The sequence below is a fragment of the Erythrobacter sp. genome (genome assembly GCF_040217515.1).
Lineage (GTDB): Bacteria > Pseudomonadota > Alphaproteobacteria > Sphingomonadales > Sphingomonadaceae > Erythrobacter.
In genome coordinates this window covers 343655-365943 of the sequence record NZ_JAVJPT010000005.1, presented here as the reverse complement: position 1 = coordinate 365943, position 22289 = coordinate 343655, and the positions used below count along the sequence as shown (strand labels likewise).

General features: G+C 65.0%; 19 protein-coding genes. 4 read left to right on the top strand and 15 right to left on the bottom strand.

Annotated features, from left to right (window positions below; genetic code table 11):
* Positions 1-4 precede the first annotated feature (4 nt).
* The 9 genes from RIB52_RS07760 to RIB52_RS07720 all read right to left on the bottom strand — a co-directional run bounded on the left by RIB52_RS07760 (position 5) and on the right by RIB52_RS07720 (position 5748).
* Entirely contained in the window at positions 5-511 is a 507-nt protein-coding gene (locus RIB52_RS07760; RefSeq protein WP_350174613.1) for a hypothetical protein, read from the bottom strand.
* Positions 508-1023, bottom strand: coding sequence for a hypothetical protein (locus RIB52_RS07755; RefSeq protein WP_350174611.1), 516 nt, complete (start codon positions 1021-1023; stop codon positions 508-510). The genes RIB52_RS07760 and RIB52_RS07755 overlap by 4 nt, the downstream gene beginning before the upstream one ends.
* A gap of 56 nt (positions 1024-1079) precedes the next feature.
* Positions 1080-1451 carry a hypothetical protein gene (locus RIB52_RS07750; RefSeq protein ID WP_350174609.1) on the bottom strand — a complete coding sequence of 124 codons (372 nt, stop codon included), beginning with the start codon at positions 1449-1451 and terminating at the stop codon, positions 1080-1082.
* A complete protein-coding gene (locus RIB52_RS07745; protein ID WP_350174607.1) occupies positions 1448-1774 on the bottom strand; it encodes a hypothetical protein in 327 nt (108 codons plus the stop codon). Before RIB52_RS07745 ends, RIB52_RS07750 begins: the two co-directional genes overlap by 4 nt.
* Before the next feature lie 16 nt (positions 1775-1790).
* A complete protein-coding gene (locus tag RIB52_RS07740) occupies positions 1791-2783 on the bottom strand; it encodes a hypothetical protein (protein ID WP_350174605.1) in 993 nt (330 codons plus the stop codon).
* A gap of 43 nt (positions 2784-2826) precedes the next feature.
* The gene (locus RIB52_RS07735) at positions 2827-3084 is read right to left on the bottom strand and encodes a hypothetical protein (protein ID WP_350174603.1); all 258 of its coding nucleotides are present in this window, start codon (positions 3082-3084) and stop codon (positions 2827-2829) included.
* Positions 3085-3699: 615 nt separating this feature from the next.
* Positions 3700-4404, bottom strand: coding sequence for a recombinase family protein (locus tag RIB52_RS07730; RefSeq protein ID WP_350174601.1), 705 nt, complete (start codon positions 4402-4404; stop codon positions 3700-3702).
* A 286-nt stretch (positions 4405-4690) separates the two neighbouring features.
* Complete coding sequence (locus RIB52_RS07725) at positions 4691-5230, bottom strand: sugar transferase (RefSeq protein WP_350174781.1); 540 nt, start codon at positions 5228-5230, stop codon at positions 4691-4693.
* A 218-nt stretch (positions 5231-5448) separates the two neighbouring features.
* Complete coding sequence (locus RIB52_RS07720; protein WP_350174599.1) at positions 5449-5748, bottom strand: PadR family transcriptional regulator; 300 nt, start codon at positions 5746-5748, stop codon at positions 5449-5451.
* Positions 5749-6219: 471 nt separating this feature from the next.
* Between RIB52_RS07720 and RIB52_RS07715 the strand changes: the two genes are divergently transcribed.
* The 3 genes from RIB52_RS07715 to RIB52_RS07705 all read left to right on the top strand — a co-directional run bounded on the left by RIB52_RS07715 (position 6220) and on the right by RIB52_RS07705 (position 11046).
* Positions 6220-7440, top strand: coding sequence for an NADP-dependent isocitrate dehydrogenase (locus tag RIB52_RS07715; RefSeq protein ID WP_350174597.1), 1221 nt, complete (start codon positions 6220-6222; stop codon positions 7438-7440).
* A 131-nt stretch (positions 7441-7571) separates the two neighbouring features.
* Positions 7572-9212 (top strand): GNAT family N-acetyltransferase, encoded by a 1641-nt coding sequence (locus RIB52_RS07710; protein WP_350174595.1) that lies wholly within the window; start codon positions 7572-7574, stop codon positions 9210-9212.
* A gap of 34 nt (positions 9213-9246) precedes the next feature.
* Positions 9247-11046 (top strand): cation:proton antiporter domain-containing protein, encoded by a 1800-nt coding sequence (locus RIB52_RS07705; RefSeq protein ID WP_350174593.1) that lies wholly within the window; start codon positions 9247-9249, stop codon positions 11044-11046.
* 256 nt (positions 11047-11302) lie between these two features.
* On the opposite strand, the gene alaS is transcribed toward RIB52_RS07705, so the two are convergent.
* The 5 genes from alaS to smpB all read right to left on the bottom strand — a co-directional run bounded on the left by alaS (position 11303) and on the right by smpB (position 19256).
* Entirely contained in the window at positions 11303-13963 is a 2661-nt protein-coding gene (alaS, locus tag RIB52_RS07700; protein ID WP_350174591.1) for an alanine--tRNA ligase, read from the bottom strand.
* Between the two features lie 209 nt (positions 13964-14172).
* Positions 14173-15231: a recombinase RecA gene (recA, locus tag RIB52_RS07695; RefSeq protein WP_350174589.1), complete on the bottom strand. Its 1059-nt coding sequence runs from the start codon at positions 15229-15231 to the stop codon at positions 14173-14175.
* Between the two features lie 162 nt (positions 15232-15393).
* On the bottom strand, positions 15394-17850 hold the full coding sequence (locus RIB52_RS07690) for a response regulator (RefSeq protein ID WP_350174587.1): 2457 nt from the start codon (positions 17848-17850) through the stop codon (positions 15394-15396).
* 127 nt (positions 17851-17977) lie between these two features.
* The gene (locus RIB52_RS07685; protein WP_350174585.1) at positions 17978-18577 is read right to left on the bottom strand and encodes a DUF2062 domain-containing protein; all 600 of its coding nucleotides are present in this window, start codon (positions 18575-18577) and stop codon (positions 17978-17980) included.
* Between the two features lie 196 nt (positions 18578-18773).
* Positions 18774-19256, bottom strand: a complete 483-nt coding sequence (gene smpB / locus RIB52_RS07680) for an SsrA-binding protein SmpB (protein ID WP_350174583.1) — start codon at positions 19254-19256, stop codon at positions 18774-18776.
* Between the two features lie 153 nt (positions 19257-19409).
* Between smpB and RIB52_RS07675 the strand changes: the two genes are divergently transcribed.
* On the top strand, positions 19410-21392 hold the full coding sequence (locus RIB52_RS07675) for an alpha/beta hydrolase family protein (RefSeq protein ID WP_350174581.1): 1983 nt from the start codon (positions 19410-19412) through the stop codon (positions 21390-21392).
* On the opposite strand, the gene dapA is transcribed toward RIB52_RS07675, so the two are convergent.
* Positions 21389-22270 (bottom strand): 4-hydroxy-tetrahydrodipicolinate synthase, encoded by an 882-nt coding sequence (gene dapA / locus RIB52_RS07670; protein WP_350174579.1) that lies wholly within the window; start codon positions 22268-22270, stop codon positions 21389-21391. The genes RIB52_RS07675 and dapA overlap by 4 nt on opposite strands.
* Positions 22271-22289: the final 19 nt, after the last annotated feature.

The window sequence follows — 22289 nt, the reverse complement described above, 5'->3', positions numbered from 1 at the left end:
GCTCCTAGCCGCCCGGCTGGGCCGGGGCCTGCGCCTCTCCCGCCTCACCGGGGCGGAAGCCCCTCGGGTTCCACCCGGCTCGGGCGGGCTCGCCCACAGGGGGCGCGGCCTCGGGCTCCGGGGCTGCATCGGGTAGCCCCTCGGCAAAGCCCGCGTCCCCCGTCTCCTGGGCGAGCTGGGCCATATCCGCCACCACGGTTGCCGCGATGCTGCGGAGGTGGCCTTCGTCGCCCGTCGCCACGTAGTTCGTCAGCGCCTGATTGTAGCGGGCCACGGTGGGGATGTCGCTCAGCTCAATCAGCGTCTCGATGCGCTGGAGCGGTGCGCGCAGCGAGGGTCGCGCCTCCAGCAGCTTTCCGAACGCCCGCTGGTAGGCTTTCCCGTCCGGGGTGCCCATGCCGATGAGCTGTGCAGCGGTGTCCGTCACCTCGCTGGGGTCGATGCCGTGAGTGCGTAGCTCCAGCAGAGCGGCGGCGGCGGTGGCGCGTTCGCGCTTGCTCAGGCGGCTCATGCGGCGGCTCCGGCGGGCTGCCGGGTGTAGCCCCGCTGCCGGGCGTCGAGATACTCGCTCATAGCGGCGCGGGGATCGCCGGGGGCGAGCGCCATGATCTTGGCGGGGATTTGCTCAGGCGCTTCATCGAGCAGGTATTCCATGACGTTCCCCGGAAGGGCTCCGAAGCCGCGCATGGTGTGCTGCCCGATGGGCGAGGCGTTCACGCGCTGGTCCCACTTGGGCGCATCCCAGTCGATCTGCCAGACGCGGTGCAGGAGACCGCCTTGGGCCGACTGGCTGGCTTGGCTGGTCACATCGGTGACGCGCATATTGCTGATGCCCCTGAGGCGTTCCTCTCGGGCGGCTTTGGCAGCGGCGGCTTGGGCCTCCTTCTCGGCCTCCTCAGCGGCCGCCAGAGCGTCCGTGAGCTGCGATAAGCGGGTCTTGGCTGTCCTCATGCGCTCGGCAAGTTCTAAGTCATCCTGGGCGGCTTCCAGCTCGGCCCTGAGGCGGGTGATTTCGTGGTTCATTGGTGCTTGTCCTTGGGTTGCGCGGGCGGGTGTCGCCTCGCGTCGAGATTGTGGTTTCAGGTTGTGGAGTGCGAGAGCTTCGCCCGCTTGTCGCGGCAGTAGTCGCAATCGCAGTAGTCCCAGATGAGCGAGCCAACGGGCGCGCTGTAGTGGAACGAGAGCGGCACCCGGTGCCCCCGCATCTGGGCGGCGCGGTAGGCGATGAGGAACGGCCTCGCCTTGAGCACATGGGCGTTGTGCTGAGGCGGTCCCCAGTCATATCGCTTGCCCGCCTTGGGTTTCCGCTTCGCTGGTTTCTTCTTCGCTTTCTTGGGTGCGCGCTGCTTCTCCGCCATGTCGGCGAGCTGTTTTCGCAACTCGGGACTGAGCGGCTTGGAGTAGGCCGCCTCATCGACGGCGGGGACGGCTGGGGCCGCGTCGGTTGTCATGCAGCGCGCGCCCGGCGCTCGAACCGGACAGCGTTGTAGGCGTCCCGGTAGCGGGCGAGGTGGAGGCGGTTGGAAGCGGCGGCCTCGGGCGTCTCCTTGGCCCAGCCGGGGATCGGTTGCCCGACTGCGGCGAGGACGCCCCGGAACACCATGCGGCGGTAGCTGGACCGCATGACGTAGCAGCGGGTGAGGATGCCAACGCGGCCATCCGGGGTGAGGCGGTCGAGGATGTTGTCATAGACCGCGCGGCGGTTAGGATCGGCGGTGAGGTATGCGCGGAGGCGCTCGCCCCCGATGCCGGGGGAGAGAGGAAAGTTCAGCATTGGTTGTCCTTGTGGGTTAGGTGCCGGGGGATGCCGGGTTGAGTTCGAGAGGGTCAACGTCATCCGAGCCGCTCTCAGCGTTTCGGTGACGGGCAGCGGAGAGGTTCCTGATCCGGTCGGAGAGGCTCATGCTTTCTGGAGCTTCCGGTTCGGTCTTGTCGCTTTCGGGCTCATGGTCATCTTGGGCCCATTCTCCCGGAGACCCCGGAGCCTCGCCCTGTTCTGGGCCCAATCTCCTAGGAGACGAGCTGCCAGAAGCGCCCTCATCCTCCAAATGGGCCCGCTCTACGTAGTTACTACGTAACGAAGGGGAGAGGTCCCCCGGGGTATCCCCTGCTTTCAGCAGGTCGGCTATCCAAAGAAGCTGGTCGAGATAGACCCGCTGCTTCTTCCCGCCGATGCGAGGACGGATGCACTCACGGGAGCCGTGCTTGACTATCGCGTATTCCTGTCCGGCAACAAAGAGCCTGTGCCCGCTGCGGCGGCCTATGCTGCCAAAAGCGGTGGTGTCGGGCTCAGCTTCAAGGCGAGCGGCTTTCACCGCCTCACGCACCTTGGAGAGCGTCGTCAGTCGCGCTGGATCATAGTGCGCCCCATGCGCTGCGAACACCTTGGCGAGGCGCTCCTTGCGTCCCTTGGAGAGCGTGCTGTTGAAGTGATTGGCGGGAACGAGCGAGCTGCCGAGCTTCTCATTCAGGCGCGCTACATCGGCGGTGTTGGTCTCCCCGCAAGCAGCGGCGCTGTTGAACCAGAGGTCAACCATAGAAGCGATAGCGTCGGTGTATCCTGCGGGCTTGCTAAGGTAGGCCCTCGGGTTGCCGGGCTGGGTGCGAACCTCTGCGGCCTCGGGATGCTGCCTCTTGTAGCGCGCCACGCCTTCGGAGCCTTGCTTTGGCAAAATCGCTTGGATGTTGCGGCGGTGTATCTTGAAGCGCTCTTGCCGGGGCAGATTATCGAAGCCCGGGGGAAAGTCGGCGCCGCTGGGGAGCGGCTGGGATTGGTATTGCATGGTGTCCTATTGTGGAGCCGGGATTAGCGGCTGGTTACTGGGTTCAGCGCGGGGTGCGCTCGTGGGGGTGGTCCTCGCGGAAGCGGTTCATGGCCGCCTTCGTGACAGCGGCGCGGCCCCCGATGTTGCGCTGCGCCCAGTGCGGCAGGGGAACGCCGAGGAGGTCAAGCAAGGCACGGGTTGCGGCCTTGCGGTGAGGACCATGGATGAAGAACTCTTCGATCTCGGGTTGCTCAAGCCGGGCTGAGATGGCGGCCATGATCTTGCGATCTTCGATGGGGTCGGTCGGGAGGTTATCCATGGGGCTCCATTGTGATTGGTGATTGGAGTTACAACGGCGAAACAGATGCGGCGCGTGTAGAGGCGGCGAGGGATAACCGACGCCCACCCCCCGGAATGACACAGGGGGTGAGCGCCGATTGCACCCTTACGGGCGCTCATCAGCCCCGAGGCGCGCGGGACAACGCGCAGCGGCTTGGAGCTGGTTCGGATGGTGAGAGCGGGCGCGACAAGCACTTTCTCTCTTGGCGGTATCAATTCGATTTACACGGCAGCAACCCGGCCCCCGGCAACCTCGGCAAGCTCCGCCTCCCAGTGCCGCTGGAGACGCTCTAGAAGCGCAATTATGACCTTCGGCGGGTAGTTCCTGCCCCCGCCGCAGGTTTGGCACGAGACGGGCGTCTCCGGCCACCCTGAGGCCAAGCCAGCGGGAGCTCCAGCCGGTCGCCGCGAGATAGTCCCCGATGCCGCCAAGGATGAAGGCGCGGTCCTGATCGGCAAGCATCTGTGTGCCCCCCTGTTGTGGAGCCCGAGAGATGCCCGGAGCGCCGGTCTCGGGGAAGGGGCAATCGTCCTGGTGGTGCGATCCGTGTTGCGGGTTCGGGGAGCTACCGATGGGTGAGCTGGTGCCCGCGCCCTACGCCCTCGCTGTCGCTGCTTGAGTTGCTGCCAGCACCCGTTTGACCTGTGTGGCCTGCCACTTGCCGCCCCGCCGGGTGAGGATGCCTTGCTCGTTCAGGCGGCGGGCTATCTCCGCCATGCTCTCGGCCCCCTCAGCCTGTATCTCCGCAATGGCCCGGCATACCCGTGTATTGAACTCCGCTGCCCGGCGCTGGCGCTCTGCGGTGCCTTGCCGGTGATCGACGGGCTGGCGAGGCGCTCCGTCCTTGCGCTCCCTCCAGCCGCCCAGCGAGACGCCCCTCGCCTTTGCCGACGCCAGAGCCTCCTTCGTGCGCTTGCTGATAGCTTCCCGTTCGGCTTGCGCCACGGCTGCCATGATGTGCACGGTTAGGTCATTCGCTTCGGGCATATCCGCCGCGACAAACTTGGCTCCGCTGTTCTGTAGCGCGCTTAGGAAAGCCACCGAGCGGCTGAGGCGGTCGAGCTTGGCGACGACGAGTGTGGCCCCAGTCAGCTTGCATCGGTCGAGCGCCTTTTGCAGCTCGGGCCTTTGGTCATCCTTGCCGCTCTCGGTCTCGATATACGGGGGCGATAGAAGCTCCCCGCCCCGATGGTGAACGAAGGCATCAATGGCTCGCTCCTGTGCCTCCAGCCCCAAGCCGGAGCGTCCCTGCTTGGCGGTCGAAACTCTCATGTAGGCGATGAACTTTGTCACTGTCATGCTCCCTGTTGTGGGCTATGACGTTACAGACTACGCTCGTTGTCTCAAATGTAAAGGGTCTTTCTCGGTGGGGGATTGGAGCTTTGAGGCGGGGCGGAGCCGGGTGCGGCAGGGCTCCGCCAAATGATGCGCCCGCGTTTTCCTGTGCCCCCAGCCGGGAGGGGGCACGGGGGTAAATCGCACATATATGGTCAGAGGGGTGGCCTCGCACGGGGATGCCAATTTCAGGTCGCAGCCGCCCGTTCGTGGAGGGGCCAGCGCGCTCGGAAAGTAGCCGGCCGGTGCACTACTCTCCCGGGGGTACGTACGTGAACACCGCAGCGAGCGCAGTGGAGTATCGCCTCACTATAAACCAGATGCTGCCGACAGTAGTCTTTGGGCGTTGGTTTTCAGGCACATTCGGGAGAACAGCATCCGGGATGAGACCCGGCCTTATGGACTCGGCACGCTCAGCCCCATGCGACGGCCCGACAACGCTCATGTCAGCCCGAAGAACGTTCATCAATCTAGGAAGCTCGTGGACGTTCGACTGGCGCATAAAGCTGTAAAATGGGCCAAAGAACGAGGTTTCGCCGAAGCGACCAGGCGTTACGCGAAATCTCATCTCGCGATACACCAGCCCAGCGCGCCCAACCCTCTCTCTATGTTCGAACACAGGCCCGTCGAGGATCAATATGGCAGCAATAGTAAGCATGAGGGGCGCAAGAGCTACGAGCAATCCAATAGCGATAACGCAATCTAGCGCTCGGCTCGTGAGCCTTTGAGCGAGGTCTCTTCGACGCAGGAACCGCCTATGCGCTAATGCTCTACGCCATCTCGGGAACATCTGCCGGGACGCCCAAATAAATCCCAGAGCTTGGAGTAATTTCCCCGTCGCGCCCGGTGTCTCCATAAGATGCGCAGTCCACTCTTCTAGGTAGCGCGCCCGCCTACGAGTGGGCAGACTTGCCACTGCCACTCTAACTACGCCCGCCAAGATGGATGGAAACCAAGCTCTTAGCTCGAAAACGAGCCAAGCAGCTATCAGCGCGACGACAATCTCCTTCATGATGCGAAGCTCGCATAAAGCCGCGCAACCTCCGAGGCTCCGCTCTTGGCTTCGCGGGCTCCCTCTGCAGTGAGCGAGTAAAAACGCCGCCGAGGCCTCCCTGCTTCGCTCGGGTCAATATTTTCCCAATTGCTTCGGAGCCAGCCCGCACCCTCTAACCTCGCAAGAATTGGGTAAACCGTACCCGATGGAAGCGAAGTCAGTTTGCAGATTTCAGCCCCTGACGAGCCGGGATTGTCGAAAATGCCCGCGAGGACGCGAACTGTTTGCGGAGTTAGACGGGGTGCCTTTGTCATATAGAAACTCTACATAGGGCTATGTAGAGTGTCAATAATGGCGGCCCTGACGGAGCACCCTCCTCACCAGACCGCTCGGCGGCTGAGCCATTAAGAAGCTGCGGAGCACCTTGCCGCACCTGCGGGTTGACGGCCGACATTACAGCGAGGTAATACACTCGGGATAGCACGCCTTTTTAAAGCTCTGATATATCGACGAAAAATTGGCCTTGGCAGAAGTTCAACTCTTCCTACGCCCACCATCGCCGGCCGGTCGCCCCACCCCGGGGCCGGACTGGGCAGCAACCCGCCGAGAGGCGGGTTTTTTGTTGCCCGGTTTCCGAACCACACCGGGGCGCAGCTCTTCCCGCCCCGGCTTGCACGCCCGTCTTGCTCTGCTAAAGGCTGCGCCAGGGATTACACCGGACAATCGAAGCGGCGCGCGGCCCTTTCGCGGCGCCGAAGGACACCTCAAGGAAGGCGGGACACCTCATGCAGAAAATTCAGGTCAAGAACCCGGTCGTCGAACTCGACGGCGACGAGATGACGCGGATCATCTGGCAATGGATTCGCGAACGCTTGATCCTGCCCTATCTCGATATCGACCTGAAATATTACGATCTCTCGATCGAGAAGCGCGACGAGACCGACGACCAGATCACGGTCGATGCGGCGAACGCGATCAAGCAGCACGGCGTCGGTGTCAAATGCGCGACGATCACCCCGGACGAGGCGCGCGTCGAGGAATTCGGCCTCAAGAAGATGTGGCGCTCGCCGAACGGGACGATCCGCAACATCCTCGGCGGCGTCGTCTTCCGCGAACCGATCGTGATCGACAACGTGCCGCGGCTCGTTCCGGGCTGGACCGACCCGATCGTGGTCGGGCGCCATGCCTTCGGCGATCAGTACCGCGCGACCGACACGCTGATCCCCGGCCCCGGCAAGCTGCGGCTCGTTTTCGAGGGCGCGGACGGGGAGAAAATCGATCTCGACGTGTTCGAGTTCGAAAGCTCGGGCGTCGCGATGGCGATGTACAATCTCGACGATTCGATCCGTGCCTTCGCGCGCGCCTCGATGAACTATGGCCTCGACCGCAAGTGGCCGGTCTTTCTTTCGACCAAGAACACAATCATGAAAGCCTATGACGGGCGCTTCAAGGACCTTTTCGAGGAGGTTTACGAAAGCGAGTTCAAGGACAAGTTCGAAGCCGCCGGCATCCATTACGAACACCGCCTGATCGACGACATGGTCGCCTCCGCGCTCAAGTGGTCGGGCAAGTTCGTCTGGGCGTGCAAGAACTATGATGGCGACGTTCAGTCCGATACTGTGGCGCAGGGCTTCGGCAGCCTCGGCCTGATGACGAGTGTGCTGATGAGCCCGGACGGCAAGACCGTCGAGGCCGAGGCGGCCCACGGCACCGTCACCCGCCATTATCGCCAGCACCAGCAGGGCAAGGCGACCTCGACCAATCCGATCGCTTCGATCTTCGCCTGGACCCGGGGTCTGATCTATCGCGGCAAGCTCGACGAAACGCCCGACGTGGTGCGCTTTGCCGAGATGCTCGAAAAGGTCTGTATCCGCACTGTCGAAAGCGGCTCGATGACGAAGGATCTCGCGTTGCTGATCGGGCCGGGCCAGAACTGGTTGACGACCGAGCAGTTCTTCGAGGCGATCGTCGAGAATCTCGAAAAGGAAATGGCGAACTGGGCCTGATCCGGCCGCGCCGACACTGGAACGGCCGCAAGCGCGCGGCGACTGGAACAGCCGCGAGCGCGCGGCGTAGGTCAAGGGCGGCCCCGCTTCCTCGCGGGGCCGCCTTTTGCGATTTGTGAGGAGAGGCAAGGATGGCATCCACCAGCAGCAAGGCGCGGCTCGAGGTCCGGCAGGCAAAGCTCAAGGACGTGCGCGCGATCGGCGATCTCGTGCGCCGCGCCTATGCCGAATTGCCCGCCTACACGCAGGGCGAGATCCGCGGGCAGATCAACAATTACCCCGAAGGCTGCTTCATCGCGAAGCTCGATGGCAAGATCGTCGGCTATTGCGCGACCATGCGATTGGACGAGGACGTGGCGCTGTCCGATCACAGCTGGGACGAGGTGACCGGAAACGGCTTCGGCGCGCGGCACGACCCGACCGGCGACTGGCTCTACGGCTACGAAATGTGCGTCGATCCCAAGGTGCGCGGCACCCGGCTGGGACGCAGGCTGTACGAGGAACGCCGCTCTCTCGCCGAACGGCTGGACCTGAAAGGCATCGTCTTTGGCGGGCGCATGCCGGGCCTGGCGCGCGCGATGCGGCGCAAGACGAACCGCGCCGAGGGGCCGGAGGACTATCTCCAGAAAGTCATCGACACCAAGATCCACGACCCCGTCCTGCGCTTCCAGCTCGCCAACGGGTTCGAGCCGCACGGCATCCTCGAAAACTACCTGCCCGAGGACAGGGCCTCGCGCGCCTATGCGGTACGCATGATCTGGCGCAACCCGTATGTCGATGTCGATTCCCCGCCCAAGCATCGCATGCCGCGCAATGTCGAAGGCGTACGCATCGCCACCTGCCAGCTGCAGGCGCGCGCGGTGTCCGATTTCGGCGAATTCATGCGGCAGGTCGAATATTTCGTCGATGTCGCGGCGGATTACGAAAGCGACTTCATCGTCTTTCCCGAAATGTTCACGCTCATGCTGCTTTCAATGGAAGGCCGCGAGCAAAGCCCGCTCGAAGCGATCGAGACCCTGAGCGAGTTCACGCCCAGGATCCGCGCCGCGCTCTCCGAAATGGCCTTGAGCTACAACATCAACATCATCGGCGGTTCGCACCCGACCCGCATGCCCGATGACGATATCCACAATGTCGCGATCGTGTGCCTGCGCGACGGATCGGTCCATTCGCAGGAGAAAATCCACCCCACTCCGAACGAGGCCTATTGGTGGAACATCAAGGGCGGGGACAGCATCGACGCGATCCCGACCGACTGCGGGCCGATCGGAGTGCTGATCTGCTATGATAGCGAATTCCCCGAACTGGCGCGCCGGCTGGTGGACGAGGGCGCGCGGATCATCTTCGTCCCGTTCTGCACCGATTCGCGGCAGGGATACATGCGCGTGCGCTATTGCGCGCAGGCCCGCGCGATCGAAAACCAGTGCTATGTCGTCCTCTCCGGTAATGTCGGCAACCTGCCCAATGTCGCCAACATGGACATCCAGTATGCGCAGTCCTGCATTCTCACGCCCTGCGATTTCCCCTTCGCGCGTGACGGGATCGCGGCCGAAGCCAGTGAGAATGTCGAGACGCTGACGATCAGCGACGTGAATCTCGCCGATCTGTCCTGGGCGCGGGCCGAGGGCACGGTGCAGAATCTCGCCGACCGCCGTTTTGATCTTTACCGGATCGAATGGGACAAGCGCGTGGGCAACATCACCGACCCCTTCGGCGAGGACCACGACAGCTCGCTCACCCGGCCGCTCGGCCCGCCGCGTGGCGGCGGCTGATGACTTGCCGGGCGGGGCGCGCTAAGCCTCGCCCATGGCAGGCGAATTGACCCTTTCCCCGGTGATGTCGGATGCCCTGGTGATCCTGGGCTCGGCTGGCATCGTCATCCCCGTCTTCGCCCGCTTTCGGGTCACTCCGATCATCGGCTTCATCCTGATCGGCGTTCTCGTCGGCCCCTATGGTCTCGGAATGCTGGTCGAGGACATACCTTGGCTGCGCCACATCACGATATCTGATTCCGAACGATTGGCCCCCTTCGCCGATTTCGGGATCGTGCTGCTGCTGTTCGCGATCGGGCTCGAGCTGAGTTTCAACCGCCTGTGGCAATTGCGCAAGCTGGTCTTCGGCCTCGGCAGTCTCGAACTGCTGATCATCGGCAGCATTTCGGCGATCTTCTTCGGCTATGCGAGCGGGATGGAGACGACCGCGGCGCTTGCGCTCGGCTTCGCGCTCGCCTTTTCCTCCACGGCGATCGTGCTGCCGATTTCGGGCACGAGTTCGCCGGTCGGGCGCGCGGCGCTTTCGATGCTTTTGTTCGAGGACATCATGATCGTGCCGATCATCTTCATACTCGGCGCGCTCGCTCCCAATGCCGAGGGAGGCTGGAGCGGCATCACCGACACGTTGTGGCAGGGCGCTCTGGTAATCGCCGTGCTGCTCGTTCTCGGCCGCGTCGCCCTGCCCCGCCTGTTCGGCCAGGCCGCGCGCACCAAGAGCCCGGAGCTTTTCCTCGCCGCCTCGCTGCTGGTCGTAATCGGCGCCAGCCTCGCCACCGCCGCAGTCGGCCTGTCGCCCATCGTCGGCTCGCTGATCGCGGGTCTGCTGATCGCCGAGACCGAGTATCACGGAGAAGTCGAAAGCATCATGGAGCCGTTCAAGGGCCTCGCGCTCGGCGTCTTCCTGATCACGATCGGCATGAGCATCGACCTTATGGCGATCTGGCGCGATCTCGGCACGATCATGGCGGCGGTGGTCGGCGTGCTCGTGTTCAAGGCGCTCGTTACCAGCGTCCTGCTGCGGTTGATGGGCGCGCGGCGCAGCACCGCGACCGAAACGGGCGTGCTGATGGCCTCTCCTTCGGAGACGACCCTGATCGTCCTGGCCGCAGCGACCAGCGCCATGGTGATCGATCCGGAAACCGCCCAGTTCTGGCAGATCGTCACCGCCATCGGCCTGACCGTGACACCCTTGCTGGCGAAGCTCGGCCGGGTGATCGCGCGCCGGGTAGACGGCGTGCCCGAAGTCCTGGAAGGCGACGCACAGGACGAACCGCATACGATCATCATCGGCGGCGGGCGCGTCGGGCGGCTGATCGCCGACATGATGACCCGCCATGACCAGTCTTATGTGATGCTCGATTCCGATCCAGATCTCATTTCGCGCGCCCGGCGCGAGGGCTATCGCGCGGTGTTCGGCGATGCGGGGCGCGGCGACGCCCTTTCGCGGCTGGGAGTCGAACGCGCCCCATCCGTGGTACTGACCATGGACGAGCCCGTCCTCGCCCAGCGGCTTGTCGCCAAATTGCGCGGTGAATATCCCGACCTGCTGATCGTCGCCCGCGCGCGCGACAGCGAACATGCTGCTGCGCTCTACCGTGCCGGTGCGAGCCATGCCGTGCCGGAAAATCTCGAAAGCTCGCTCCAGCTGTCCGAGGCGGTGCTGGTCGATATCGGGGTCGCCATGGGTCCGGTGATCGCATCGATCCACGAAAAGCGCGACGAATATCGCGAACGGATCGAGCGCGAGGGGGGCCTTGCGCACAAACCGGCCCTTCGCACCACGCCGAGCGGCCCGCCCGGCGCGCCCGCCGGTGGCAAGGCCGCGACCACCTGATCGACGCTTCTCCCCGCAAGCCGGGGATAAGGTCAGGCGTTTAGCCCTTCCAGCGCATTGGTCGGGAAAGGAGAAGAGCTTGGGCAAGAAGGTCGATCCAACCAAGCCTATCCCGAATGAAGAGAAGTGCAGGCCGCAAAACGTAAAAAGGCCGCTCAGGCAAAGGGTGCCGGATCCCGGTCGCGGCAAGCCCGGCCACCCCAGCGGCGACGAATGGCCTAGCCGCTAGACACCAATCGGGCGCGGCTGGCTGCGCCTAGTCGGCCAGGACACGCTTTACCGCCTCGATCGCTTCGCCCGCCTTCGCGCCGTCAGGGCCACCGCCCTGCGCCATGTCGGGCCGACCACCGCCGCCCTTGCCGCCCAGCGCCTCGACGCCTGCGCGCACGAGGTCGACCGCGCTGAAGCGTTCGGTCAGGTCATCGGTCACGGCAGCGGCGATGCTCGCCTTGCCTTCATTCACCGCCACGATCGCGGCGATGCCCGAACCGAGCCGCGATTTCGCCTCGTCGAGCAGGGGGCGCAGTTCCTTGGGATTGAGCCCTTCGAGAACCTGGCCGGTAAAGCTCACCCCCGCGACCTCTTCCTGAACCGAACCGCCTGCACCCGGATCGGACCCCCCGCCGCCCAGCGCGAGCGCCTTCTTCGCTTCGGCCAACTCCTTCTCGAGCCGCTTGCGCTCGTCGAGCAACGCCGAGATACGCCCTGGCACCTCTTCGGGCATGGCGCGGATGGCACTCGCTGCTGCTTTCAGGGTTTCTTCGCGGCCGACGAGCCATCGGCGCGCCGCCTCGCCCGTCAGCGCTTCGATCCGGCGGACACCGGAAGACACGGCGCTCTCTGAGACGATCCGGAACAGTCCGATATCGCCGGTGGCATCGACATGCGTTCCGCCGCACAATTCGACCGAGTAGTTGCGTCCCCCCTCGCCCGGGCGGCCCATGGCGAGCACGCGCACCTCTTCGCCGTATTTCTCGCCGAACAGCGCGAGTGCGCCCGCCTCAATCGCCTCATCGGGGCTCATCAGGCGGGTCGTGACGCTTTCGTTGGCGCGAATCTCGGCGTTCACCTCTGCTTCGATCGCGGCGATGTCCTCTTCCGTCAGGGCGCTGGGATGGGCGAAATCGAACCGCAGGCGATCCTCCGCCACCAGCGAACCTTTCTGGGTGACGTGCTCGCCCAGGCGATTGCGCAGGGCGGCATGGACAAGATGCGTCGCCGAATGGTTGGCGCGGATCTTCGTGCGGCGCTCGGCATCGACATCGAGCTGGACATTGTCGCCGAGAGTCACTTCGCCCGCTTCGATGGCGGCATGATGCGCATGAAGCCGGCCGAGCGGCTTGCTCGTATCGGTCACCCGGGCGTGCAGGCCGGAAGGAGTGGAAATCGTGCCGGTATCGCCGGTCTGGCCGCCGCTTTCGCCGTAAAAGGGAGTCTGGTTGGTCAGGATAGTGACATCCTCGCCCGCTTTCGCGGACGGCACTTCCTCGCCGTTCTTCAGGATCGCGACCACGCGGCCCTCGCCGGTCGTGGCGGCATAGCCGGTGAACTCGCTCGCGCCCTCGCGTTCGGCGATGTCGAACCAGATCTCGCCCGACGCCGCCTCGCCCGAGCCCTTCCACGCTGCGCGGGCCGCGGCTTTCTGCCGCGCCATCGCCTCGTCGAAACCCGCACGATCGACCGCTAGACCACGGGTTCGCAGGGCGTCCTCGGTGAGGTCGTAGGGAAAGCCGTAAGTGTCGTAGAGCTTGAACGCGGTTTCTCCGTCGAGCTCGCCGCCTTCGACCATGTCCGCCGTTTCCTCGTCGAGGAGCCTGAGGCCTTTTTCGAGCGTCTTGCGGAACTGGGTCTCCTCGCGCCGCAACACTTCCTCGATCAGCGCCTGCCCGCGCACGAGCTCGGGATAGGCCTGGCCCATCTCGGTGACGAGATGACCGACGAGGCGATGCATCAGCGGCTCGCCCGCACCGAGCAGATGGGCATGGCGCATTGCCCGGCGCATGATGCGGCGCAGGACATAGCCGCGCCCCTCGTTGGAAGGCAGCACGCCGTCCGCCATAAGGAAGGAGGTCGAGCGCAAATGGTCGGCGATAACGCGGTGGCTGCTCGCATTGTCGCCGGTGGCGGCCCTGTCGGTGAGGTTCTCCGAGGCCGCGATCAGCGCCTTGAACGTGTCGGTGTCGTAATTGTCGTGAACGCCCTGGAGCACGGCGGCGATGCGTTCGATGCCCATGCCGGTGTCGATCGAGGGACTCGGCAGGTCGCGCCGCGTGCCGTCGGCCTGCTGGTCGAACTGCATGAAGACGAGATTCCAGATTTCGACGAAGCGGTCCCCGTCCTCATCGGGAGACCCCGGGGGGCCGCCGGGGATGTGCTCGCCGTGATCGTAGAAGATCTCCGAGCATGGACCGCATGGACCGGTCTCGCCCATCGACCAGAAATTGTCGGCCGTCGCGATGCGGATGATGCGCTCTTCGGGCAGGCCCGAAATCTTGCGCCACAGGTCGAACGCTTCATCGTCGTCGTGATAGATCGTGGCGGTCAGTTTTCCGGCCGGCAGGCCCCATTCGCGTGTCAGCAGCGTCCAGGCATGCTCGATCGCCTCGGCCTTGAAATAGTCGCCGAACGAGAAATTGCCGAGCATCTCGAAGAAGGTGTGATGCCGCGCCGTGTAGCCGACATTGTCGAGGTCGTTGTGCTTGCCCCCGGCGCGGACGCATTTCTGCGCCGAGGTCGCGCGCGGACCCGGAGGCGTCTCGAGCCCGGTGAAGGCGTTCTTGAAAGGGACCATGCCCGCGTTCACGAACATCAGTGTCGGGTCGTTATAGGGAACGAGCGGCGCGCTATGGACCTTCTCGTGCCCGGCCTTGCCGAAATAGTCGAGAAAGGAGCGACGGATTTCGTTGGTCGAGGTCATGGGCGGTCGTTTCGCAGGAACAGGAACGGTTTCATGAACCGGCAGTTAGGCAATGCGAAGCCGGGCGGCAAGCCGCGCCGTGACTCTCGGCGCGCCGGGCGGGCCGCAAACGAGAAACCGGCACCCTGCAACGCCGGTGAGGGGCATCGCGGAGCGCCGGCTCAGTTTCGTCAGGCCCCTCCGCGCACAGGGCGCGGGGCGGGGCACGATCAATCTTCGGCGTCGGGCCCGGTCATCATCTCCTCGGCAACCTCGTCGGTCTTGCCGCGGATCGCCGCCTCGAGCTTTTCGCGAACCTCCGGATTCTCCTTGAGATAGGTCTTCGCGTTCTCCCGGCCCTGGCCGATGCGGATGCTGTCATAGGAGAACCAGCTGCCCGATTTCTCGACGATGCCCGCCTTCACGCCGAGATCGAGAATCTCGCCGATCTTCGAAATGCCCTCGCCATACATGATGTCGAATTCGACCTGCTTGAAAGGCGGGGCAACCTTGTTCTTGACCACTTTAACGCGGGTCGCATTGCCGATCACCTCGTCGCGATCCTTGATCTGGCCGGTGCGGCGGATGTCGAGGCGCACCGAGGCGTAGAACTTGAGCGCATTGCCGCCCGTCGTCGTTTCCGGATTGCCGTACATCACGCCGATCTTCATGCGCAGCTGGTTGATGAAGATGACCATACATTTCGAGCGGTTGATCGAACCCGTCAGCTTGCGCAGGGACTGGCTCATGAGGCGAGCCTGAAGGCCGACATGCGAATCGCCCATCTCGCCCTCGATTTCGGCCCGGGGGACGAGCGCGGCGACCGAATCGACCACCAGCACGTCGATCGCATTGGAGCGCACAAGCGTATCGGTGATTTCGAGCGCCTGTTCGCCGGTATCGGGCTGCGAGACGACCAGTTCATCGATATCGACGCCCAGCTTCCTGGCGTAAACGGGATCGAGCGCGTGTTCGGCATCGACGAAAGCCGCCGTACCGCCCACCTTCTGCGCCTCTGCAATGACATGCAAGGCGAGCGTCGTCTTGCCCGAGCTTTCCGGCCCATAGACCTCGATCACGCGGCCCTTGGGCAGGCCTCCCACGCCCAGCGCGATATCGAGTCCCAACGATCCGGTCGAAATCGCCTCGACCTGCATCGCTTCCTTCTGGCCCAGCTTCATCGCCGAACCCTTGCCGAATGCCCGGTCGATCTGGGCAAGCGCAGCGTCGAGAGCCTTCTGGCGGTCCACGTCCTTTTCCTTCTCCACGAGCTTCAATTGGGTAGCCATCGCATGCACTCCTTCGCTTGCCTAGGGGTGACCGCGCAGTTTTCGACCAACCCTTTCGTGACGAAGGATGTATCGCATTTGTTCCATCGGAACAAGTAGGGAACGAATTTTTATCCGTCGCCCCGCCAAGATCCACCCGCGCGAGCCCTATCCCGATGCCTGTCACGATGCCTGCGCACCTGCCTTTCGCGAGGCGCGCATAACCGCTTCGACCTTGTCCGAAATCGTCTGCACGCTGAAGGGCTTGGGAATGAAGTGCATGTCCGGAATGTCGATATCCTTGCGCAGCTGTTCCTCGGCATAGCCGGACATGAAAAGGACCGGGATTTCGGGATGGCGGGCGCGGATCTCGCGGACCATTGCGGGCCCGTCCATTCCGGGCATGACGACATCGCTGACGACGAGGTCGAAAGGTTCCGCCCCCTCAATCGCTTCGATTCCCTCCTCGCCGCCGGGGCAGGCGGTCACCTCATATCCGGCGCGGGTCAGGGCGCGTTCGGCGACCGCGCGAACCATGTCTTCGTCCTCGACCAGCAGGATGCGACCGCCGACCGACCAGTCTGACGATCCCGCCGCCTCTTGCGCCTCGCGCTTCTTCGGGACCTCGCCGCGATGAACCGGGAAATAGATCGTAAAGCGCGCACCGGTGGGCCGGCCCTGTTTGTCGGTGACATTGTCGGCAAAGATGAAGCCGCCCGACTGCTTGACGATGCCGTAAGCGGTCGAAAGGCCGAGGCCCGTTCCCTTGCCCTGTTCCTTGGTCGTGAAGAAAGGCTCGAACAGCTTGGGCAGGACATGCGCTGGGATACCCCCGCCCGTGTCCTGCACGATCAGCACGGTATAATCGGCCGCAGGCAGGATCTCGCTGCCGAGCTTGATGACTTCTGTCGACCGCAGGCTGCGCGTGAGCAGGGAGATGCGGCCCGCGCCGCCCCCGCTCGAGTGGGCCGCGTTCGACTGGATCGCATCGCGCGCGTTCACCGCAAGATTCATGATCACCTGCTCAAGCTGCTGCGGGTCGGCGCGCACCGGCCCGAGATTGCGGTCGTGCTGGACGTAATAGGTGATCTTCTCCCCCAGCAGCCGCTTGATGAGCGGGCCGACCTCGCTCACCACGTCGGGCAATTGGAGGATCTCCGGGCGCAACGTCTGCTGGCGCGAAAAGGCGAGCAATTGCCGGGTCAGCGCGGCGGCACGGTTGGAATTGGCGCGGATCTGCTGGATGTCGTCGTAATCGCTGTCGCCGGGCGTGTGGCGCAGCAGCATGAGGTCGCAGGTCCCGATAATCGCGGTCAGCACGTTGTTGAAATCGTGCGCCACCCCGCCCGCCAGCTGGCCGACCGCCTGCATCTTGGTGGCCTGGGCGACCTGGCGGCGCAGCTGGTTTTCCTGGGTCGAATCGGCGAAGCTGATGAGCACCGCCGCCTCGCCCAGCCCGCGTACGCCTGCAAGCCCCATCGAGACCGGCTCCTCGGGCGAGGAGACAAGCCGCACGGCCATGTCCCCGCTCGTCGCGGGACCGCGTCCGTGCCGGCGCACCGCGTCCGATAGCGCGGCCTTGTCCTCGCGCACGACGAGGTCGGTGGGGAAGGACGGCAGGCCCCGCCCCTCGCGGTCGACCGAGCGCAGGAAGGCCTCGTTGCCGAACAGGAAGCGCCCGTCGCGGTCGGTCATCGCAAGGCCGAGCGGGAGCTGCGAGAGCAGCGCATCGAGTTGCGCCACACCGGCCTGCATCGCCCCGTCCCAGCTGTTGCCGATCCCGACCCCGCTGTCGACCAGCAACATGAGCGATTCGCCCACCTGCGCCGGGCTTGCCGGACCCTTGGCCGCCGGTGCATCGACAAGCGGCACGTCGATCAGGGTCTGCGGCGTGCCTCCCCTGCCCTCGCGCGCGAAATAGATGCGCTCGCGTTCGTCCGAGCGCAGGAAGGAGACGAAATCCTGCCCGGCGAGCGTGGCAGTCTCATCGCCCGCAGCGCGTTCGGCGAAGCCCGCGCTGGCGGAGCGCACGAGGCCGTCCGCGGTGACGATCGCCGCCTCTATCCCCGCGCGGCTGAGCATCCGGCCGAATGGTCCACCCAGATCGGGATCGACGATTGCGGAAGAACCGGTCCCCTGCTTGCGGCGAAAGCGCCACACGAGATGGTCCTGCGCGCGCCCGGCGCGTGTGACCTCGACCCGCCACGGCACCTCGCCGGAATGCTCCAGTTCTGCGAAATCCTCTTCTCCCGCGGCGCCATCGCGCCATGCGTCCCGCGCGAGCCGCGTCATCGCCTCGAGCACCGGGCGCTCGAACTCCAGCATGGGCGGCGCGCTGTCGACTCCGAAAGCATCGATATAGCCGCTATTCGCGCAAACCAGCCGATTCGCCCGGTCGGTGATCGCCACCGCCTCGCCCGTTTGCGCGCCGAGCCCCTCGATCGCGGCGGCCGTGACCGACCAGTCGGGCGCTGATTGCGTTTCTCCACCCGCCTCGCCGCGCATCCGGTCGAGCGCAAAGACCCCGGCCAGCAGCGCCGCGAGGCCGGCAGCATAGGCGAGCGTGACGGTGAGATCGAAGGTCGCAATGTAAAGGATCGCCGCGCTCACGATGAGAGCGGCGGGCAGGACGAGACCCACCTTAGACGCACGCGCACCTTGCGAATCAGCCGTTATGTCGAACCCTCTCAAGCCTTTGCCCACCCGTTCGCGTGCCGCATGCAATGCCCGGTCGCGGCGCGATTCCCGGACCGCGTCGCTCGCTTGTCTAGTTGGCCTTCAGCCTGCGGTCGAGACGCGCTTCCATCAGGCGCAACCGTTTCGCGCGCCTGCGCGCGACGAGCACCCGCCACACCGCGCTCGAGAGGACATAGCCGAGCGCTGCGGAGACGATCGCCATGACGAGAAACCCGACCACCGTGACACCCGCCATCTGGAAGAAATCGACGAAGGCCTGCCACCATGAATTCTCCAGCCGGCCGCTGGCATAGCCTGCCGTTGCGGCATCGATCTGGAGCATGAAATTGCCGATCCGGTTCGCGACAAGGATCCAGAAGGCGTAGGTCAACGGATTGGTGATGAAAGTCACGAGCGCGGCGAGCGGCACGTTCGCCCGTGCGGGCAAGGCAAGAAATGCAGCAAGAAAAATCTGCCCGAGCGGGATGATGAAAGCCGAGAAGAGACCCAGCGCGACCCCGCGCGGGACCGAGCGCCGCGTGAAACGCCACAATTCGGGCGAGAGAAAGCGATGCGCGATCGGCGCGAGCCAGCGATTTTTGGCCATCTCGTCACGCGTCGGCATGTAGCGGCGGATCGTATCCGCAGCCCAGGTTTTCGAGCGGAATTTCGAGAGGAATTCGCGGATCATGAACCGGCGCGGTCCGTGCTCCCGAAAATCGGGAAAGGCAAGCGATTTGCGCTCGAGACTCCGCGCTCCACCATGGTCGGCGATATGGGTATCGCCGACGTCATGACCAGTGCGTGAACCGGGCGCATCGAAAAAATCCGGTTCCGCGCAGGCATGGCGCCGTGCCGAGCGCGCACACCAACTTGGGATCGGCCGCTCAGCCGCGTTCGCGCAGCAGGCGAGCCTTGTCGCGTTTCCAGTCGCGTTCCTTGATCGACTGGCGCTTGTCATGCGCCTGCTTGCCCTTGGCGAGCGCGAGTTCGACCTTGGCCCGGCCCGTGCGATTGAAATAGACCGAGAGCGGCACGAGCGTCATGCCCTTGCGTTCCACCGCACCGAACAGGCGATTGATCTCGCGCCCATGGAGCAGCAGCTTGCGCGGACGGCGCGGTTCGTGGTTCTGGCGATTACCGTGGCTGTATTCGGGAATGTTCGCATTGACGAGCCAGACCTCGCCGTCCTTCACCTCGGCATAGCTTTCCGCGATCGACGCCTCGCCCGCGCGCAGCGCCTTAACCTCGGTCCCCTGCAGCGCGAGGCCGGCTTCGAATGTGTCCTCGATCGCATAGTCGAACCGCGCGCGGCGATTTTCCGCGACGGTCTTGTGCTTGTCAAAAACGGGTGGTTTGGGCTTTGCCATGATCGCTCGCCACATAGGCGCTGCGGCCGGCAAGGCAAAGCCTTTGCTTGGTTGCGCTTCGTGGTTGCCGCAAGAAGTCCTTGAATCGGCAGCCGACCGTGCCATCGTGGAGCGCAAACAGTATACATTCTGTCCTTGAGGTCGCACTCCGTCATGTACTTTTTCCGTTCCGCCCTTGCGCTCGCCCTTTTCGTCGTGGCGAGCGCGCTCGCCTCGCCCTTCGCAGCCGCCCCGGTTGCTGCGCAATCGCCGCAGGCCGTCCCGCTCGAATATTACGGCGACCTGCCCGCGGTCGAGGAAGCCGTGCTGTCACCGAGCGGCGCCTACACCGCCCTGCTCATGACCGCGCGCGGCGAGCGTATCATCACGGTCATCGACGCTGGCGGCCAGCCGGTGAAGCAGTTCGTCGTCGGCGATGCCAAGGTGCGCGGAATCGAATGGGTCGGCGAGGAGGCGATCCTGCTGCTTCGGACCGAGACGGACAACCTGCCCGTGCAATACAGCAACGCAAAGGTCGAATGGTGGCGCGGCAATGTCATTCCGCTCGACGACCGCCGCCCGGTCATCTCGATCTTCGCCGACCAGCGCTCCATCGTAAACGGCATTCTCGGCTTTCACGGCATCCGCCGGGTCGACGGGCGGTGGAAAGGCTATTTCGGCGGGCTGCGCAAGGGCCGCTCCTCGGGCGTGCGCGAGATGCTGCTCGACGAGGGGCGCTCGCTGTTCGAGGTCGACCTGCTGACCGGCGAGGCCCGGCGGATCGGCTATGCCGCCGAAGGCTCGGTCAGCCGCGACTGGCTGGTCGGGCCGGACGGCGACATCGCCGCGACGCTCGACATCGATCGGCGCACCGGCGACTGGCGGATCGAGGGGCCGGCGGGCTCGACAATCGCCAGCGGGACCCAGCCACGCGGCGATGTGACGCTGGTAGGCCTCGGCGCCGACCGTGCGAGCGTGATCTATTCCGCCTATGAAGCGGCGCGCGGCGAACGACCCGATTTCGCCGTGCCGCTGGCAGGCGGCGAGCCGCGCGAATTGTGGTCCGATATAACGATCAACCGCTATATCCGCGATCCGCTGACCGGCGTGGTGATCGGCGTGCGCACGACGGGGCGCGACTATCTCGTCGAGGACGAGACCCGGCGCGCCCGGCTAGAGGCCGTCACCGACCTGTTCGCCAAGCGCAAGGGGATCAGCTTTTCGATCGACAATTTCGATGCCGACCTGTCGACCATGATCGTGACCACGAGCGGCAATTACGACAGCGGCACGTGGTACCGGGTCGAGGCCGACACGGGCGCGCGCTCGATCATCGGGCTCGAACGCCCCGCGATCCAGGGCCGCGCGATCGGCAAGGTGTCCCGCTTCACCTATGAGGCGAGCGACGGGCTCGAGATCCGCGGCATCCTGACCCTGCCCGCGGGCCGCGAGCCGGTGGACCTGCCCGCGATCATCCTGCCCCATGGCGGCCCGGCGGCGCGCGACCGGCTCGGCTTCGACTGGTGGGCGCAGGCCTTCGCCGCGCGCGGATATGTCGTGTTCCAGCCCAATTTCCGCGGCTCGACCGGGCGCGGGGTCGCGTTTCGCGAGGCGGGCGACGGCGAATGGGGCCGCAAGATGCAGTCCGACAAGTCCGACGGGCTGAAAGCCCTCGCCGAAGCGGGGATCGTCGATCGGACTCGCGCCTGCATCATGGGCGCGTCATACGGCGGCTATGCCGCGCTCGCCGGGGTGACGATCGAGCAGGGCATCTATCGCTGCGCGGTCTCGGTGAACGGTGTCAGCGATCTCGAGGCGATCACGCTCGCCGAGCGCACCGGCGCGCGCGACATATTCCGCCGCGCGATCGATCGGCAGTTCGGCTCCGAAACGGATCTCGACGCGATCTCGCCTGCAAGGCTCGCCGACAGGGCCGACGCGCCGGTCCTGCTGATCCACGGCCGCGACGACACCGTCGTGCCCTTTGCGCAGAGCGCGCTCATGGCCGATGCGCTGCGCGATGCGGGCAAGCCGGTCGAGATGATCGAACTGCCGGGCGAGGATCACTGGCTTTCGACCGCCGCGACCCGCAAGGCGATGCTCGAAGCGGCAGTCCGCTTCGTCGAGACGCACAACCCGCCGCTTGCGGGCGGCTAGACCAGCCCGGCGAACTCCAGCGCCTCGTCGACCGCCTTGCGCGAGGCTTCGCTCGCCGGGACGAGCGGCAGGCGCACCTCATCGGTAAAGCCCTCCATCACGCGGGACAGCGCGTATTTGACGGGCGCGGGCGAGGCGTCGGAGAACATCGCGTAATGCAGCGGGAACAGGCGGTCGTTCAGTTCGCGCGCCTTCGCCAGTTCGTTGGCGGCGATCGCCTGGTGGAATTCGGCGCACAGCTTCGGCGCGACGTTCGCCGTGACCGAGATCGCCCCGCTCCCCCCGGCGGCGCTGTGCGGCAGCCACAATTCGTCATTGCCCGAAAGCTGGCAGAAATCGCGCCCGATCCCCATGCGATGATCGGCAACACGGCTCAGGTCCCCGCTCGCGTCCTTGATCGCCACGATCCGGTCGGGGTGGCGGCGGACCAGTTCGATCACGGTCTCATCCTCGATATCGGTCACCGTTCGGCCCGGCACGTTGTAAAGGACGATCGGAAGGTCGCTGTTCTCGGCGAGGAAGCTGAAATGCGCGATCAGCCCGGCCTGGCTCGGGCGGTTGTAATAGGGCGCGACGCACAGCGCGGCGGCTGCGCCTGCCTTCTTCGAGAAGTTCATATGGAGCAGCGCGTTGCGGGTATCGTTCGACCCGCAGCCCGCGATCACCGGCACGCGGCCCGCCGCCTGTTCGACGCAGACCTCGATCACCCGGTGATGCTCGGCATTGGAAAGCGTCGAGGACTCGCCCGTGGTGCCGCAGGGAACGAGGGCGCTCGAGCCCTGTTCGATCTGCCAGTCGACCAGTCGGCGAAAGGTCGCCTCGTCGAACGATCCGTCGCGGAAAGGAGTCGCCAGAGCGGGAATTGAGCCGCTGAACATTGCAATAATCCTGTCTCTC